At 55.6% G+C, this 14,130-nt stretch carries 12 protein-coding genes; 7 read left to right on the forward strand and 5 right to left on the reverse strand.

Annotation, left to right across the window (positions count from 1 at the left end; all coding sequences use genetic code 11):
- Nucleotides 1–194: 194 nt before the first annotated feature.
- The 5 genes from SH139x_RS17340 (at nucleotide 195) to SH139x_RS17360 (ending at nucleotide 5,469) form a co-directional block, all read left to right on the forward strand.
- On the forward strand, nucleotides 195–1,250 hold the full coding sequence (locus SH139x_RS17340; RefSeq protein WP_488351032.1) for an ABC transporter ATP-binding protein: 1,056 nt from the start codon (nucleotides 195–197) through the stop codon (nucleotides 1,248–1,250).
- Nucleotides 1,237–2,190 (forward strand): ABC transporter permease subunit, encoded by a 954-nt coding sequence (locus SH139x_RS17345; RefSeq protein WP_488351033.1) that lies wholly within the window; start codon nucleotides 1,237–1,239, stop codon nucleotides 2,188–2,190. Before SH139x_RS17340 ends, SH139x_RS17345 begins: the two co-directional genes overlap by 14 nt.
- Nucleotides 2,190–3,158 (forward strand): ABC transporter ATP-binding protein, encoded by a 969-nt coding sequence (locus SH139x_RS17350; RefSeq protein WP_488351034.1) that lies wholly within the window; start codon nucleotides 2,190–2,192, stop codon nucleotides 3,156–3,158. Before SH139x_RS17345 ends, SH139x_RS17350 begins: the two co-directional genes overlap by 1 nt.
- Nucleotides 3,155–3,925, forward strand: coding sequence for a hypothetical protein (locus tag SH139x_RS17355; protein WP_488351035.1), 771 nt, complete (start codon nucleotides 3,155–3,157; stop codon nucleotides 3,923–3,925). The genes SH139x_RS17350 and SH139x_RS17355 overlap by 4 nt, the downstream gene beginning before the upstream one ends.
- A gap of 173 nt (nucleotides 3,926–4,098) precedes the next feature.
- The gene (locus tag SH139x_RS17360) at nucleotides 4,099–5,469 is read left to right on the forward strand and encodes a Gfo/Idh/MocA family protein (RefSeq protein WP_488351036.1); all 1,371 of its coding nucleotides are present in this window, start codon (nucleotides 4,099–4,101) and stop codon (nucleotides 5,467–5,469) included.
- Between the two features lie 41 nt (nucleotides 5,470–5,510).
- On the opposite strand, the gene mnmC2 is transcribed toward SH139x_RS17360, so the two are convergent.
- The 4 genes from mnmC2 to SH139x_RS17380 form a co-directional block, all read right to left on the reverse strand.
- On the reverse strand, nucleotides 5,511–6,356 hold the full coding sequence (gene mnmC2, locus SH139x_RS17365; RefSeq protein ID WP_488351037.1) for a tRNA (5-methylaminomethyl-2-thiouridine)(34)-methyltransferase MnmC2: 846 nt from the start codon (nucleotides 6,354–6,356) through the stop codon (nucleotides 5,511–5,513).
- A 4-nt stretch (nucleotides 6,357–6,360) separates the two neighbouring features.
- Entirely contained in the window at nucleotides 6,361–7,296 is a 936-nt protein-coding gene (locus SH139x_RS17370) for a dihydrodipicolinate synthase family protein (RefSeq protein ID WP_488351038.1), read from the reverse strand.
- A gap of 116 nt (nucleotides 7,297–7,412) precedes the next feature.
- A complete protein-coding gene (gene araD / locus SH139x_RS17375; protein ID WP_488351039.1) occupies nucleotides 7,413–9,131 on the reverse strand; it encodes an L-arabinonate dehydratase in 1,719 nt (572 codons plus the stop codon).
- 19 nt (nucleotides 9,132–9,150) lie between these two features.
- Nucleotides 9,151–10,443 carry a PQQ-binding-like beta-propeller repeat protein gene (locus tag SH139x_RS17380; protein WP_488351040.1) on the reverse strand — a complete coding sequence of 431 codons (1,293 nt, stop codon included), beginning with the start codon at nucleotides 10,441–10,443 and terminating at the stop codon, nucleotides 9,151–9,153.
- A 278-nt stretch (nucleotides 10,444–10,721) separates the two neighbouring features.
- Between SH139x_RS17380 and SH139x_RS17385 the strand changes: the two genes are divergently transcribed.
- Together SH139x_RS17385 and SH139x_RS17390 are read left to right on the forward strand one after the other, a co-directional pair.
- On the forward strand, nucleotides 10,722–12,125 hold the full coding sequence (locus SH139x_RS17385; protein WP_488351041.1) for a Gfo/Idh/MocA family protein: 1,404 nt from the start codon (nucleotides 10,722–10,724) through the stop codon (nucleotides 12,123–12,125).
- Between the two features lie 136 nt (nucleotides 12,126–12,261).
- A complete protein-coding gene (locus SH139x_RS17390) occupies nucleotides 12,262–13,191 on the forward strand; it encodes a hypothetical protein (protein ID WP_488351042.1) in 930 nt (309 codons plus the stop codon).
- A 27-nt stretch (nucleotides 13,192–13,218) separates the two neighbouring features.
- Here SH139x_RS17390 and SH139x_RS17395 read toward each other — a convergent pair whose 3' ends face one another.
- On the reverse strand, nucleotides 13,219–14,055 hold the full coding sequence (locus SH139x_RS17395; RefSeq protein WP_488351043.1) for a ParA family protein: 837 nt from the start codon (nucleotides 14,053–14,055) through the stop codon (nucleotides 13,219–13,221).
- Between the last annotated feature and the right edge of the window lie 75 nt (nucleotides 14,056–14,130).

Raw genomic sequence — 14,130 nt, forward strand, 5'->3', positions numbered from 1 at the left:
AGCGGTTGAATTGATTACAGTGTGTCGAGCGAGGTGATTGGTGTGAGGATAATAGCGATGGTGCGGCCGCGGCGGTTGGCAATCGAGGGCCATGGGCCGAAGGGTAACTTGATTTAGTGCGTTAGTTTTCTCACCAGCAGACAAGATTGATGGGTGCGTGGCGAATAAGCGGCTAGGATTCGGCCACAGAGATATTGAGTTTCGCAACAGGTCAATGCTCTGATGAGCAAGATGTCAACGCGCCGGGCGCGCAACTGGAACTGAGGAATCAATTGGACGAGCGACCCATCATTGAGCTGAGCGAGGTACGTAAGCACTACGGCAGTCAGCTGGCACTTGACGATGTGAGCCTTCAGGTTGGCCCGGGAGTAACGGGACTGCTGGGCCCCAACGGATCGGGCAAAAGCACGTTGATCAAGTCGTTAATGGGACTAGTCGCGATTGACTCTGGACGCGGCAACATTCTCGGCCATGCTTGGCCCGAACACGCGCGGGCGATCCGCGACTTGGTTGGCTACTTGCCGGAAGATGATTGCTATCTAGCCGGACTGCAAGGTATCGAATCGATGCAATTAGCGGGCCGTCTCTCTGGGCTACCGAGTCTGGAGGCACTCCGCCGAGGTCATGAGGTCATGGACTTTTGTGACATTGGCCAAGAGCGATATCGACAAGTGGAAACCTATTCGACCGGCATGCGGCAAAAGCTTAAGTTTGCCCAGACGTTGATCCACGATCCTTCCCTTATCATTTTGGACGAGCCGACGACGGGGCTGGACCCGGGCCAGCGGGACGCGTTGCTGAATCGCATTCAGGTGCTGGCCCGTGAGCACGGGAAGACGATTTTGCTGTCGACACATATTTTGCCCGATGTCAGGCAGGTTTGTGATTCGGTGATCATCTTGGTGGCTGGAAAAGTGCGCGTGGCGGAGCGACTGGAAGTATTAAGTCGCCCAGCGGAGCCGGGCTTGAGCGTCACCATCGTGGCTGGCAGGGATGCATTTATCGCCGCATTGGCGGAAGCCGGAATCGCTTGGGGCGAACTGCCTCGGGGTGAACTGCATTTACAGCGCTTGGACCCAGCCGAGACGACGCGTGTTTGGCAGCTGGCCCACGCGGCGGGAGCAACGATTGGTCGGTTGGAGCCCGCCCAGGCATCGTTGGAACAGATCTTTATGGGAGCGGTGCGACAGAATCAACCCGCAGAGATATCGCCAGCAGCCAACCTGGAACGACAACATGCCGATTATTGATCTTGGCTATCGCAACTGGGACGGTGAGCGTTCGCCACGTTTCCTTAGGCCGTTGGCCATCACGGGTACAAGTTTACGATTGGTGTGGCGGGCCGTTTGGCTGCGGCGTCTTTTGATGATCGCAATGCTTCCCATGATCCCGGTTGGCGTCTGCTTCTTTATGTATGAGCAGATACCCGAGAGTGATGGGTTAAAGCGGGCAGCGTTGGAGGTTTCTTCTGAGCTTTTTGAATCCAATCCACAACTGAGGGACGCCATCGTCAGCGACTCCCCTGAAGCGAGGCATTTAGTTTGGGCCAACTTACTGCTTGGTTTCTTTCGCTATCCGCAAGCCATTTTGATGGTCGTGCTGTTTGGTTTAGTCGCGCCCCGAATTATTAGTTATGACATTCGCAGCCGCGCCTATCTGTTGTACTTTTCCCGCCCCTTAACGGTGGTCGAGTATCTAATTGGTAAAGCGCTAGTGTTAATCGTGCTGTTGGCACTCACGTCGACCATTCCAGCTCTCGGGGTGTACTGCTTGGGGCTGGCGTTTAGTCCTGACCTCTGGACCTTCTTCGAAACTTGGGATTTACCGCTGAGAATTATCGCCGCCTCGGTCACTCTGGCGTTACCGACCGCAGCATTAGCCATCCTCTATTCTTCTTTCACCAGCGAAAGTCGTTATGCCGCATTCGCTTGGTTCACCACCTGGGGTCTCGGCTGGGTGACCTATCTGGTGTTAACCAGCAGCGCCTTGTTTAGCAACGATTTCACCGCGGTTCCAAAATATGTCACTCTGGTATCTCCCTATCATGCACTCGGCCAAATCCAAGCGGCAATCTTTGGGACGCTGGCTGACAATGGCGAAGCGTCGGGGGCAATATTACTCGTGTCAGTAGTCACGATTTGTTCAATGATGATCGCCTATCAACGCGTCGCCGCACAGCTGAGGATATAATGGAATTAACGGAAGCAGGGGAGCGAGTGCCAGTTATCGAGTTGTGCGGTCTGACGCGTCTGTATGGAACCGTAATCGGCGTTAATGACCTGAACTTGAAACTGAATCCCGGCTGTTATGGCCTGGTTGGTCCCAATGGTGCCGGGAAAACAACCTTGATCGGCTTGCTGACAGGATCTTTGTTCCCCAGTCGTGGTGAGGCTCGCATCTTTGGAGCAAACCCGATTCAGCGCCGCTCGCTATTATCGCGTGTCGGTGTATGTCCGGCCAGCGAGTTGCTGATCCCGCGAGCGTCGGCTCGTGACTGGTTGGTCGAACTATTAATGATTGGTGGTTATTCGTTTCGCAAATCACATGACATGGCGGCTGAAGCATTGGTCTTGACCGGCATGAAAGATCGCATGGACTCTCCCATTGGCTCTTATTCTCTAGGCATGCGTCAGCGAGTCAAATTGGCTCAGGCGATCGCGCATGACCCCGAGCTGTTGATCCTCGACGAGCCATTCAATGGGCTTGATCCGGTCGGCAGATTTGAAATGTCTGAGTTGCTCAAGGAATGGTCCAGTCGCGGCAAAACGTTGATTCTAGCCAGTCACGTCCTGCCCGAGGTGGAAGCCGTTACCGATGCATTTATTTTGATCTACGGAGGTCGGTTGCTGGCGACCGGCAGCGCCAGCGAGCTGCGTGCCATGGTGAATGACTTGCCACAACAGATTACCCTCTATGGTCCTGATGTGGAAAAATTGGCCGGCCGGATGGCCGAACAACCTTGGGTAGATAGCGTGCGTCTCTCCGATGATCGCAACCGGTTACGAATTGAAGCTCGTCTGGCTGATCAACTCGCGCATCATGTCACCCGCTGGGTTGCCGAAGACAACTTACGGATCGATCGAATGGTCGGAGCCGACGGCGAACTGGCATCACTATTCGAAGTCTTGACCCGCCGTCACCGGGGGTACGCCAGATGAATCTTTGGGGACCGATTGGGGTTGCTTGGTTTGAGATGCGGCGTTCCTTTACCCCGGGGCGGCTGTTGTTATGGGTGTTGATGGCTGGCTTTCCGGTCATGTTGATCTTACTCGTCAAGTGGTTGGAGGACCGTCAACCGCCCGACGAAGCTTTCACTTTGGTTCTGTTCGCCTTGATCGTCCGCGTATCCTGCGTAATGGGATTGTTGTTGTGGGCCACGCCGGTGATCAGCAGTGAGATTGAGGGACGAACTTGGTTGTATGTCGTCTCGCGGCCCACCGGCAGTCGCAGCATGGTGCTGGGTAAATTCTTGGTAGCCATTCTGTGGGCAATATCGGCCGGCGTGATGGCAACCAGCGTCGCCGTGCCAGCCTCCGGGATCAGCGAACCTTGGCGGTTGTGGTGGGTGCTCTGCTCCCTAGTCGTGCTGGGCAGTTTGGCTTACGGGGCCCTGTTATCGCTGATCGGTACCATTGTGCAAAAGCGAGCGATGGTGGTCGCGATTATTTACTTGGTGTTTATCGAAGGTTTGATTTCGATTATTCCAGCCTCGATCAACCGCCTCACCGTCGGTTACAGGCTGTTGGGCTTATTAACTCATTGGATGGGACTGAGACGCGAGGATGATTACCAATTGGAGATGCTGTTCGGAACCGCTGGCCCCCTCTTTAACGTGACGGTCTTGCTCGGCTATACGGGCCTACTCGTCGTCTTAGCCATTTTTCGCGTGCGGCTCGGTGGCTATCTGACCGCTGCCGAGGATTGAGCGAGTTGCGTCGATAGGCAAAAAACACCAAATTGCCTTCTGGTTGCCGACGGTATTCTCGAGAGACTATAATTGGAACGAATTCCCCAGAAATTGACGCACTCGAGTCGTTAAGGCTCAGTGGCGTCATTGCTGTAAACCTTCTCCTCGATACGCTCCTCAAGGATCTCCAGATGCCCCAAAAATTCCAGCGATCCCGACGCCAATTTCTGCAAGGTGCAGCGACATTGGGTGCCGCCAGTTTGTTGCTGCCTTCGACCAAACGGGCCTTCGGTTATCAAGCCGCCAACGATCGTCCCGTGTTCGCCACGATCGGGTTACGAAACCAGGGCTGGGCGATCACCAGCAAGTCATTTGGCTATGCGGACTTTGCGGCGTTGGCCGATGTCGATGCAAACGTCTTGGGCGAGAATGTTGGGCGCGTTAAGGATAGTCAAGGGAAAGCACCTGACGCCTACAAGGATTATCGCAAAATCTTGGATCGCCAAGATATCGACGCGGTAATGATTGCCACTCCCGATCATTGGCACACCAAGATCGCCGTGGAAGCGATGTATGCTGGTAAGGACGTCTACTGCGAAAAGCCGCTAACACTGACAATTGATGAAGGGAAGCTGATCGAGAAGGTCGTCAAAGAGACCGGTCGCGTTTTCCAAGTGGGAACGATGCAGCGGACTGAATCTGATCAACGCTTCTTACAAGCGGTAGCCTTGGTAAAGCATGGCCGCATCGGTACGGTCAAGAAAGTGACCTGTGGAATTAATGGCATGATCCCCTCACCGGTAATTCCAGAAGCGCCACTGCCCGAGGGACTCGACTGGGATTTCTGGTTAGGTCCAGCCCCGCAGGTTGCCTATCGGGCGCTGCCAGAAATGCGAACCGGCTACGGTGGTGGAGTCCCGCTATACAGCAACGCCCACTATTCGTTCCGAAATTGGCATGAATACTCCGGTGGGAAGTTAACCGACTGGGGTGCACACCACGTCGATATCGCTTGCTGGGCGCTCGGTGCCGGCGATACCGGCCCGAGCACCGTGACTCCGTTGGATTACACGTTGCCAGTCGAATACCGCGACGGACACCCCTTGGTTGCTGATCAATACAACGCGGCGACCAAGTTTAACATTCGCGTTCAAATGCCGAATGATGTGGAGATGATTATCACCAGCGAAGGCGACAACGGTATTCTGTTCGAGGGGACGGAAGGGCGATTCTTCGTAAACCGCGGCAAGATCACCGGCTCGCCGGTGGAAGCTTTAAAGTCCAATCCGCTGCCCGAAGGAGCGATCGAAGAGGTCTATGGCGGACCGGTTAGCGCCAACCATACGGCCAACTTCACTGACGCGATGAAGTCACGGAAGCAACCAATTTCCGACGTCTGGACGCATAATCGGATGTTGGAAATTTGCCATCTCTCCAATATCGCCATGCGACTCGGTCGAGAAGTCAATTGGGATCCCAATAAACGTGAAATCATCGGCGATGATCAAGCGAACGCATTCTTGGCTCGCGAATATCGCAAAGGTTTCGAGATCAACATGTAGGGCTCTCGCGGGCAGCTGCGTCTCAGCTTGTCGATTATTTTCTACGCCCGGCCGTCAGGTCGGGCGACGAGCACCTCACGTTTACCGCCGGGAGGACCGGAACGTCGTTCAACTTGCAGTCCCAAACGCTGCAAGCTGCGACGGACTTGGCTATTGACGCAATAGCTGACCAAGCGACCTGCGGGACTCAACAACGCGGCGATTCGGGCCAGGTATTCCTCGCTCCACAATTGCGGATTGCTGGCGGGACTGAATGGGTCGAAATAAATCGCATCAAAGCTTTCGGTCGGCTCTGGCTGCCATCGGTTGGCGTCGCCAATGAGCATCAACAGCTGACACGCGGACGTCAGCTGGATGGGTAATTGCCGGGGAGCTCGCGACTGTGGCTCGTTCGTTGCTCGCTCACCAATTGGTTGCTTGCGAGCAACATGCTGAATAAGCGCCGGGATCGCTGACTGCCAAGCGTTTAGTAGGTTGGGCAGCAAACGCTCGGCGGCATCGCGTTGCGAATCGACAAGTTGCTCAATCCTTGGTCGCAGACTCGGCTCTAACACTTGCCGCATTAGTTCGACACCAAGTGGTCGCGCTTCAATGGCCGTATATTGCAGAGGAGCTTGCTGCGTGAGGGCCTCGAGGGCAGTGACGGCAAAGGCCAGCCCGGTGCCGAACCCCAATTCGAGCACCCGAGTCGGTTTACCCCGCGATAACCTTGAGAACACGTCACTGTTTCGCAAGTAGACGTGCTCGCACTCACTGATCGCCCCGCAGCCGCTGTGAAAAGTATCCCCGCTGGCAAGTTCTTCGAGAGTCAACGAACCGTCATCAGTCTGCAATAGTTGGAAGCGAGTGTCAGCTGCGGGGAAGCGGGGGCGGTCGGGAATCGGCATGCGGTTACCCTTGTGCGACGCTGGCTTCGCGTTCCCACGCTAGCAATGACTCGGCAGCAGCGGTGATCGCGGCCAGCTCTTCAGCCGGTGGTTCCGAGAGCAGTGGGATAATGGGACCGGCATCGGCGATCCCGCTGGCCGTGACCGCGGCGTGCAACACGCGGATTGGGTGAATGCGATTGCGGAGATCTTCCAACATGGAGAACTTTTGGCGAATAAGTTCGGCGGCTTGAAAATCTCCCGCTTGAATCGCCCGCAACATTTGCATCGAACGAGTGGGGGCGACACAGACACAGCCGCTGGTAAAACCAGTGACGCCGAAATCACGCAAGTGAACAATGGCCGGTTGCTCGCCGATGCCGCTAATTATTCGCTCGCCACCCACCGCGTCGACCAATCGCCGCAGTTCATCATCAGCAGCCGGATCATCGTGGACCACGGCGTACTTAATCCAGGAGACCAGCCCGTCATCGACTAGGCTTTTGACAGCCGCGGTGGGAAGCCAGTTCTCAAATTTTAGGTACAGCACCACTGGTTTGCCGTAGGCGTTGGCAAAGGCCCGAATGCCATGCACAATGCCTTGCGGATCGGTAATGTCGCGTTGCGGCAGCACCATCACGGTGGGGAACTGAAAGTCCTGCAGCACTTCGGCTTGATCCATCATCAATCCGTAGGTGGGACCGACGGCGGGGACGACAGCCGTGCTGGGTGCAGCCGTTTGCACTAACAACTGTAAGACACGCTCATATTCAGAGGGTCGCAGATGATAGAAAACGGCGTTGCCCCCGTAAAGCAAAATGTTAATGCCTCCCCGCTCCAGATGGCGAATCAGCTTTTCATTTTCAGCGGCAGCCAAAGTGCCATCCGGGGCTCGAGCTAGCGGAGGTACGGCAATGACCGATTGTCGTAAACGATCCACACTCGGCGGGGAGATATCCATAGTTGCGACGTCACATGGGGTAAAAAAGTTGGAACGTTAGCGGTTTTGGCGCTAGCCACCGTTCGGTGGCGGGCAAAAAATTTGGTTCAACACGAGAACCACGGCTAGCTACATTGTCAAAAAATATCAGGCTCCTGATTGGGAGTTCCACCATGCAGAAAATCGAAATCACAGCCCGCGTTGGATTGTTGCACATGCCGCTCGTAGAGTTGCCCATACCCTCTTCCAAAACGAGGTTCGGGAGCCTTCCAGGCGGCCCGCCGGGCGGCGATCTCGTCTGCTGAAACGTGCCAATGCAGTCGGCGTTGCGTCACGTCGAGTTCAACCAAGTCACCATCGCGAACAAGTGCCAGCGGCCCCCCAGCCCAAGATTCCGGAGCGACGTGCAGGACACACGCTCCGTAGCTGGTGCCGCTCATCCGCGCGTCACTGATCCGCACCATATCGCGAACTCCCTGAGCTAGCAACTTTTTCGGAATTGGCAGCATTCCCCACTCGGGCATCCCCGGGCCACCGACGGGCCCGGCTGAACGCAGAATCAAAACTGAATCGGCAGTAACATCCAGATCGGGATCATTAATCCGTTCTTTGAGTGTCGCATAGTCATCAAACACCACCGCGGGGCCAGTGTGCTTTAACAACCGGGGCTCGGCAGCAATTGCTTTGATCACACAACCGTCGGGAGCGAGATTACCCCGCAAGACATACGTGCCGGCATCACTGCGGAGCGGCAGGTGTCGCGAACAAATAATGGTTTCATCGACCACTTCGGCGGAGGCCACTTGTTCGCCAAGTGTCATCCCGCTAACGGTTGGACAATCAAGATTTAATAAGTCGCCCAAGTTCTTCAGCAGTGCAGGTAGGCCCCCAGCATTGTAGAAGTCTTCCATGAGATGTTGACCGGCCGGACGAATATCAGCCAGCAGCGGAGTAGAGCGTGAAAGCTGATCAAAATCATCCAGCGTCAGTTCGACATTGGCGCGACCGGCAAGCGCAATGAGATGAACAATCGCATTCGTGGAGCCCCCAATCGCCAACACGGTGCGAACAGCATTTTCGATCGATTGCTTGGTCACCAGCTGCAGTGGTTTCAAGTCTACCCAAGCCAGCTCGACCGCACGACGCCCAGTGGCAACGGCCAATCGACTATGCTCAGCCAACACGGCTGGGATGGACGAACCGCCGGAGAGCACAAAGCCCAACGCTTCGGCAGCCGCAGCCATCGTGCTGGCCGTTCCCATCGTCATGCAGGTGCCAGCCGAACGGGCGATACAATTTTCAATCTCAAACCAGTCGCCGTCGCACAGATTGCCGGCACAGCGTTCGGCCCAAAACTTCCAGGCATCACTACCACTGCCGAGCGTCGTATCTTTCCAACGCGCTTTCAGCATGGGTCCGGCGGGGAAAAAGATCGCCGGGATGTTCGCTGAAATGGCTCCCATTAACATCGCGGGGACGGTCTTATCACAGCCTCCCATCAGCACGGCGGCATCGATGGGGTGGCACCGCAACACCTCCTCGGTCTCCATCGCTAACAAGTTGCGATAGAACATCGTCGTCGGCTTCATCAGCATTTCGCCGAGGCTCATCACGGGCACTTCGACCGGAAATCCACCGGCCTGCAAAATGCCACGCCTGACCTCTTCGACTCGCGATTTAAAATGCGAATGACAGGTATTGAGGTCACTCCAAGTATTTAGAATACCAACAATCGGTTTATCGCGGTAATCGGCGTCGTCAAAGCCCATGCCTTTCAGACGCGAGCGATGACCGAATGAGCGCAAGTCATCGGGACCAAACCAACGATGGCTGCGCAGTTGAGTAGGATCGTTCAAGGCGAAACTCGCGAGTGGTTTAAATTTGGGAGCGTAATTCGTAGGCCATCAAGCGGTTCTGCTCACGCAAGTAGAATCGCCCACCGGCGATCACGGGATGGGCCCATGATTTCCCTTCTTGAACTTCCGGCATGAAGGAGTGCTTTAGTTCAAACTTTTCTGGCGTGGCGACCACGAGCATCACCGTGCCATCATCTCGACGAATCACTAAATGTCCGTCGGCGTAAATTAAGCTGGCTTCTCCCCGCCCTTTACCACGTTCGGGACCCCAAGCGATTTCTCCGGTTTGCATGTTTAAGCAAGTCGGCAGGCCTTCACCATTACCTGTGCCGCAATAGATGTGGCCATCGACCAGCACCATCCCACCATGCTTATTCTGAAGCGTCCGAGCATCTAACCAATAGACCTCTTCGGCTTGCACTTGATTGCCCTTTTTGGTTAACCGCAGCAGAGCTGAACCAGTACCGTAAGCAGTGCTGGTGAAAACCAAATCTCCATCAACAACTGCCGTGGGAATATTGGCAGTACCGTTAGCAACTTTGCTGTAACGCCAGAGCGGGGCGCCATCGCTGGCTCGGATTCCAATCAGTCCGCGACCGACCAATTGAATATATTGTTTCACACCGGCACCATTCGACACGACCACCGAACCGTAACCAGCACCGTCGCTCAGGTTATCGCCGTTAACACCGGTCTCCTGCGGGAAGTTAGGTAGCTGAGAGGCCCAAATTTCCTTGCCGTTGACTTTGTTGAGCGCTACGATCGTTCCTTTGTTACCGCCCGGTGTGCAAATCACGCGATTGCCATCGACCAGCGGCGATTCGCTGAATCCCCAGCCGCTCATCATCTTGCCGTTCCAATCAGCGAAATCACGCTGCCATACGATTTTACCGGTGGCGGTTTGCAAACAGATAATACCACCTGAGCTGGTCACCACGTAGAGGCGATTGCCATCGACCGCGGGGGTGCAGCGGCTGCCTTCATAGCCATGTTGTGGCGGCTGTCGCGTCACCTGTTGTTGCCAAACGAGTTTACCGTTAGCGACGTCGATCGCGCTGACAACTTGGCCGTTTGGTAAATTGCCCGTTGTATAAATCCGATCCCCGACCACCGCCACGCTGGCGTAGCCTTCCCCAATCCCCGCGGTTGTCCAAGCCAGCGGCGGGCCATCCGCGTCCCAATTGCCGAACAAACCCGCTTCGGCAGATTTGGCATCCCGCTGCGGGCCCCGCCATTGCGGCCAGTCGTCCGCCAGCAACAAGCTCGTTGGGGAGAAGATGAGCAAGGAAAATAACCAGCGTTGAAAATTCATGGCCGGAGCGTCCCGCGAATTGGAGGCAGGTTGAGTGGAAATTTAAGGCAGGTCTTTCGTGCGACCAGCTTAACGCATTCAATGGCAACTTTCGACTAGCCCGCACCCCACTTTTCGGACTCTGCGGGGAATTCAGACGGAAGGGCCAGAGTCGCAAAACACAAGCTCCGCCGAGCTGATAAAATAGCACTCCACGCAGCAAAACCACTGGTTGGCTACTGCTCTTTGTTTTGCAGCCCTCGTTCATTTCCTTCCCCACTTGATTGCCCACCACCGCTATGCAGCCCCACCAAGCGACCCGGCCCCACCAAGCGATTGCCTGTCCAGCCAGTCCCACTGCCACGGCCCGGCACCCAACGCGTCGACAGTTTATCCGCCAAGCGGCGATCACCAGCGGGGTGCTGGCCAGCGGCGCAATGTCCGCCGGAACGGTCGCAGGGGGCTATTGGGCCAACCCTCAGCCGATCGCTCAAGACAGTTCGGCCAGCCCCAATTCGCGCCCTCGGATCGGAGCGATTGGGCTGCGTTATCAGGGCACCGTGATTACTGAAAAGGCCAAGCAGTACGGCGACGTGGTGGCGCTGTGTGATGTCGATCGACATGTCTTGGATCAGGCGCGTGCGAGTTTCGGTAGCACCGCGAGAATTTTCGGCGATTACCAAGACCTGATCAGCCGTGATGACGTCGACGTGGTCTTAATTGGTGCTCCCGATCACTGGCACAGCAAAATGTTGATCGATGCCTGCCGTGCCGGTAAAGATGTGTACTGTGAAAAACCATTGACGCTGACGATCGACGAAGGCAAAGTCATCCGCCGCGTGGTCGAGGAGACGGGCCGGGTGGTGCAAGTCGGCAGCTGGCAACGCAGCGACTCTCGCTTTCGATTAGCCGTTGAAATGGTTCGCCAAGGACGCCTGGGGCAGCTGCAAAGTGTTGATGTTGTCTTGGGCAAAAACGTCCAAGGTGGTCCTTTTCCGGTGCGTGCAGTGCCGCCCAATTTCGACTGGGAGCGGTGGCAAGGCCAAACGCCCGACCGCCCTTATATCGCCGAGCGTTCCCATTACACCTTTCGCTGGTGGTACGCGTACTCCGGTGGTCAAATGACCGACTGGGGTGCGCACCATTTGGATATCGCTCAATGGGCAATCGACGAATATCCGCAACGCGTTGAAGCCCAAGCGAAATATCCGCAAGTCGACGAAGCCAGTTATGATGTGGCGATCGATTACCAAGCCCAATACACCTATCCCAGCGGCGTCGTGTTAACAGTCGGCGATACGGGGCGCAACGGTATCATGTTGACTGGTTCGGAAGGGAGAATCTTTGTAAATCGCGGCACCATTTCGGGCGCTCCCGTCGATGCCCTGGCAACACGTCCACTGACGCGAGAAAATTTCCAAGTCTATGATCGTGATAACCTGCAGCGGCCCGAGCGAGCCGGCAAGCTCGATGCGATCATCAATCATATGGGAAATTTTTTCGATTGCCTTGCTACTCGACAACAACCGATTTCTGATATCGAAAGCCAGCATCGCAGCGCGACGACCTGTCATTTGGGAAACATCGCCATGCGCGCGGGCAGACCGTTGACTTGGAATGCCGAGTCAGAGACCTTTGGAGACGACCAAGAGGCGAACGAGCATTTGAGTCGCGAACAACGTGCGGGTTACGAAGTTGTTTAGTCTTGAGGCCCTGTCCATTTCTTTCTGGAACTCACTTGTGGTGACACTAAGACCATTTTCAATTCGTGTTTCTTGTTTTTGCTACATGCTGCTGGTTACCAGTAGTGTGGTTGCCACAGGCAGGGCGAGCGCTCAGGTGCCTGGCCAAACGGTTCCCGGCAAGCCATTGCAGATCGAGTTTGCCAGCGTCGAAATGGGCGTGAAAATCCTTTCGACTGAGGATGATTTCCTCTCCCGCCTCAGCCCCTTTGATCTGCAATCCCGAATGCAAGCAAAGCAGTCTGTCACGCGTGAGCAATATTTAGATTTTGTTGCCGCTGAGATTCGGCCCTGGACCGCAGCACAACAGCAAACGGTGCGGGAGGCATTTGCATTGGTGGAGCCGGCGATCCGGACACTGGTCCCGCAAGGTTTGCCAGCGATTCAGATGATCCATTCCAGCGGACGCGAAGAGGCGGGGGCAGCATATACCCGCGGGACCGCGGTGGTTTTGCCGACGGCCCGTTTGCAATCTGACCGAGGTGATTTGGCAAAGCTGCTCGCACACGAGTGTTTTCACGTGATCTCGCGCCGCTATCCAGTGCTGCGCGACGGACTGTACGCGACAATTGGCTTTCGCTTGGTGGGCGAAGTCTTGCTGCCTAAGAATTTGCGTGACTTGCGAATCACCAATCCCGACGCGCCGATCATTCAACACATCATTGAACTGCGCAACACTGGCGAGCAAAAAGTGTTTGCCGCACCAGTGTTGTTTGCGGACAAATTCTATGATCCAGAAAAGAGCCGCCGGATGTTCGCTTATCTGCAATTTCAACTGATGGAGGTTGCCCGCGATGATGAGGACGGCAGCTATCAACCTGTCATACGCGATGACATGGTCATTTTCCACTCGCCCAACCATCCCGACTTTGGTCGCCAGATCGGACGAAACACCGGCTACATTATTCATCCCGAGGAAGTCTTAGCAGACAACTTTGCCGATCTTGTCACGGGGCGAAAAAATGCTCCCGACCCGTGGATCACCGAAAAAATGCGAGGCGTGTTCGCCGTGCATGCGGAGCGTTAAGAACAACCTACGTAAGGTTGTGGTCGGTTAAGCCGCCACCGGCTGGTCACGCTGTTGTTGTCCGAGCAGAAAGCCGCCTTGCTCCTGCTGTAAAACCTCTTCGGCTAGATTGCGATAGTCCTCGGCCCCGTTGCTGGTCGGAGCATATTGAAAAATAGCTTGACCAAAACTGGGGGCTTCGGCCAAGCGTACATTTCGCCGGATCTTGGTGTCGAAGAACTTGGCTCCGCTCAACACGCCCGCCGTATCCTGGTTGGCTGTGAAGAAGCTTTGCACGTCATTGCTAACTTCCGCGGCCAACCGCGTGTTGGAATCATACATACAGAGCACGGTGCCGGAGAGACGCAGCCGGTTGTTTAAACGCCGAGAAACAATTTCCACCGTACGCAGCAGCTTGCTTAACCCGTGCAACGCCAAGAAGTGTGGCTGCAACGGCAGGAAGACTTCATCGACGGCGACTAGCGCATTGATCGTCAAGACACCTAAGGACGGGGGGCAATCGAGGATCAAGTAATCGAAAGGTTCTCGATCGACAGCCAATTTGTCGCGGAGAATCATCTCCCGGCCGACCTCACCGGCCAACTCCATTTCGGATGCTGCCAAATCAAGGTTGGAGGGGACGACCGAGAGGTTTTCGGTTATGTCGCGACGGGCGTCAGCAATCGAGGCGTTCCCACACAGCACTTCGTACATGCTGTTTTCGTCGATCACCGACAGGCCGAGGTGCAGCGACGCATGCGCTTGGGGATCAAGGTCCAAGACACAGACGCGTTTCCCTGCGTCGGCCAAAGCCGCTGATAAGTTAACGGCCGTCGTGGTTTTGCCTACGCCACCCTTCTGATTGATGACCGCGATTGAACGCATCAGACACTCGCCTGGCTAGAGTTGATTCTCGGGCGGACCGACGTCGGTCTACCGTAGCCAGTAGCATTACCAAAA

The organism is Kothea flammea (assembly GCF_052161645.1).
In the GTDB taxonomy this organism is placed as follows: Bacteria; Planctomycetota; Planctomycetia; order Pirellulales; family Pirellulaceae; genus Laterigemmans.

Bases quoted from the DNA above. Each gene is read 5' to 3' on its own strand.
- SH139x_RS17350 (WP_488351034.1), top strand. From the start codon at position 2,190: ATGGAATTAACGGAAGCAGGGGAGCGAGTGCCAGTTATCGAGTTGTGC.
- mnmC2 (WP_488351037.1), bottom strand. From the start codon at position 6,356: ATGCCGATTCCCGACCGCCCCCGCTTCCCCGCAGCTGACACTCGCTTC.
- SH139x_RS17395 (WP_488351043.1), bottom strand. From the start codon at position 14,055: ATGCGTTCAATCGCGGTCATCAATCAGAAGGGTGGCGTAGGCAAAACC.
- SH139x_RS17345 (WP_488351033.1), top strand. From the start codon at position 1,237: ATGCCGATTATTGATCTTGGCTATCGCAACTGGGACGGTGAGCGTTCG.
- SH139x_RS17370 (WP_488351038.1), bottom strand. From the start codon at position 7,296: ATGGATATCTCCCCGCCGAGTGTGGATCGTTTACGACAATCGGTCATT.
- SH139x_RS17385 (WP_488351041.1), top strand. From the start codon at position 10,722: ATGCAGCCCCACCAAGCGACCCGGCCCCACCAAGCGATTGCCTGTCCA.
- SH139x_RS17380 (WP_488351040.1), bottom strand. From the start codon at position 10,443: ATGAATTTTCAACGCTGGTTATTTTCCTTGCTCATCTTCTCCCCAACG.
- SH139x_RS17360 (WP_488351036.1), top strand. From the start codon at position 4,099: ATGCCCCAAAAATTCCAGCGATCCCGACGCCAATTTCTGCAAGGTGCA.
- SH139x_RS17355 (WP_488351035.1), top strand. From the start codon at position 3,155: ATGAATCTTTGGGGACCGATTGGGGTTGCTTGGTTTGAGATGCGGCGT.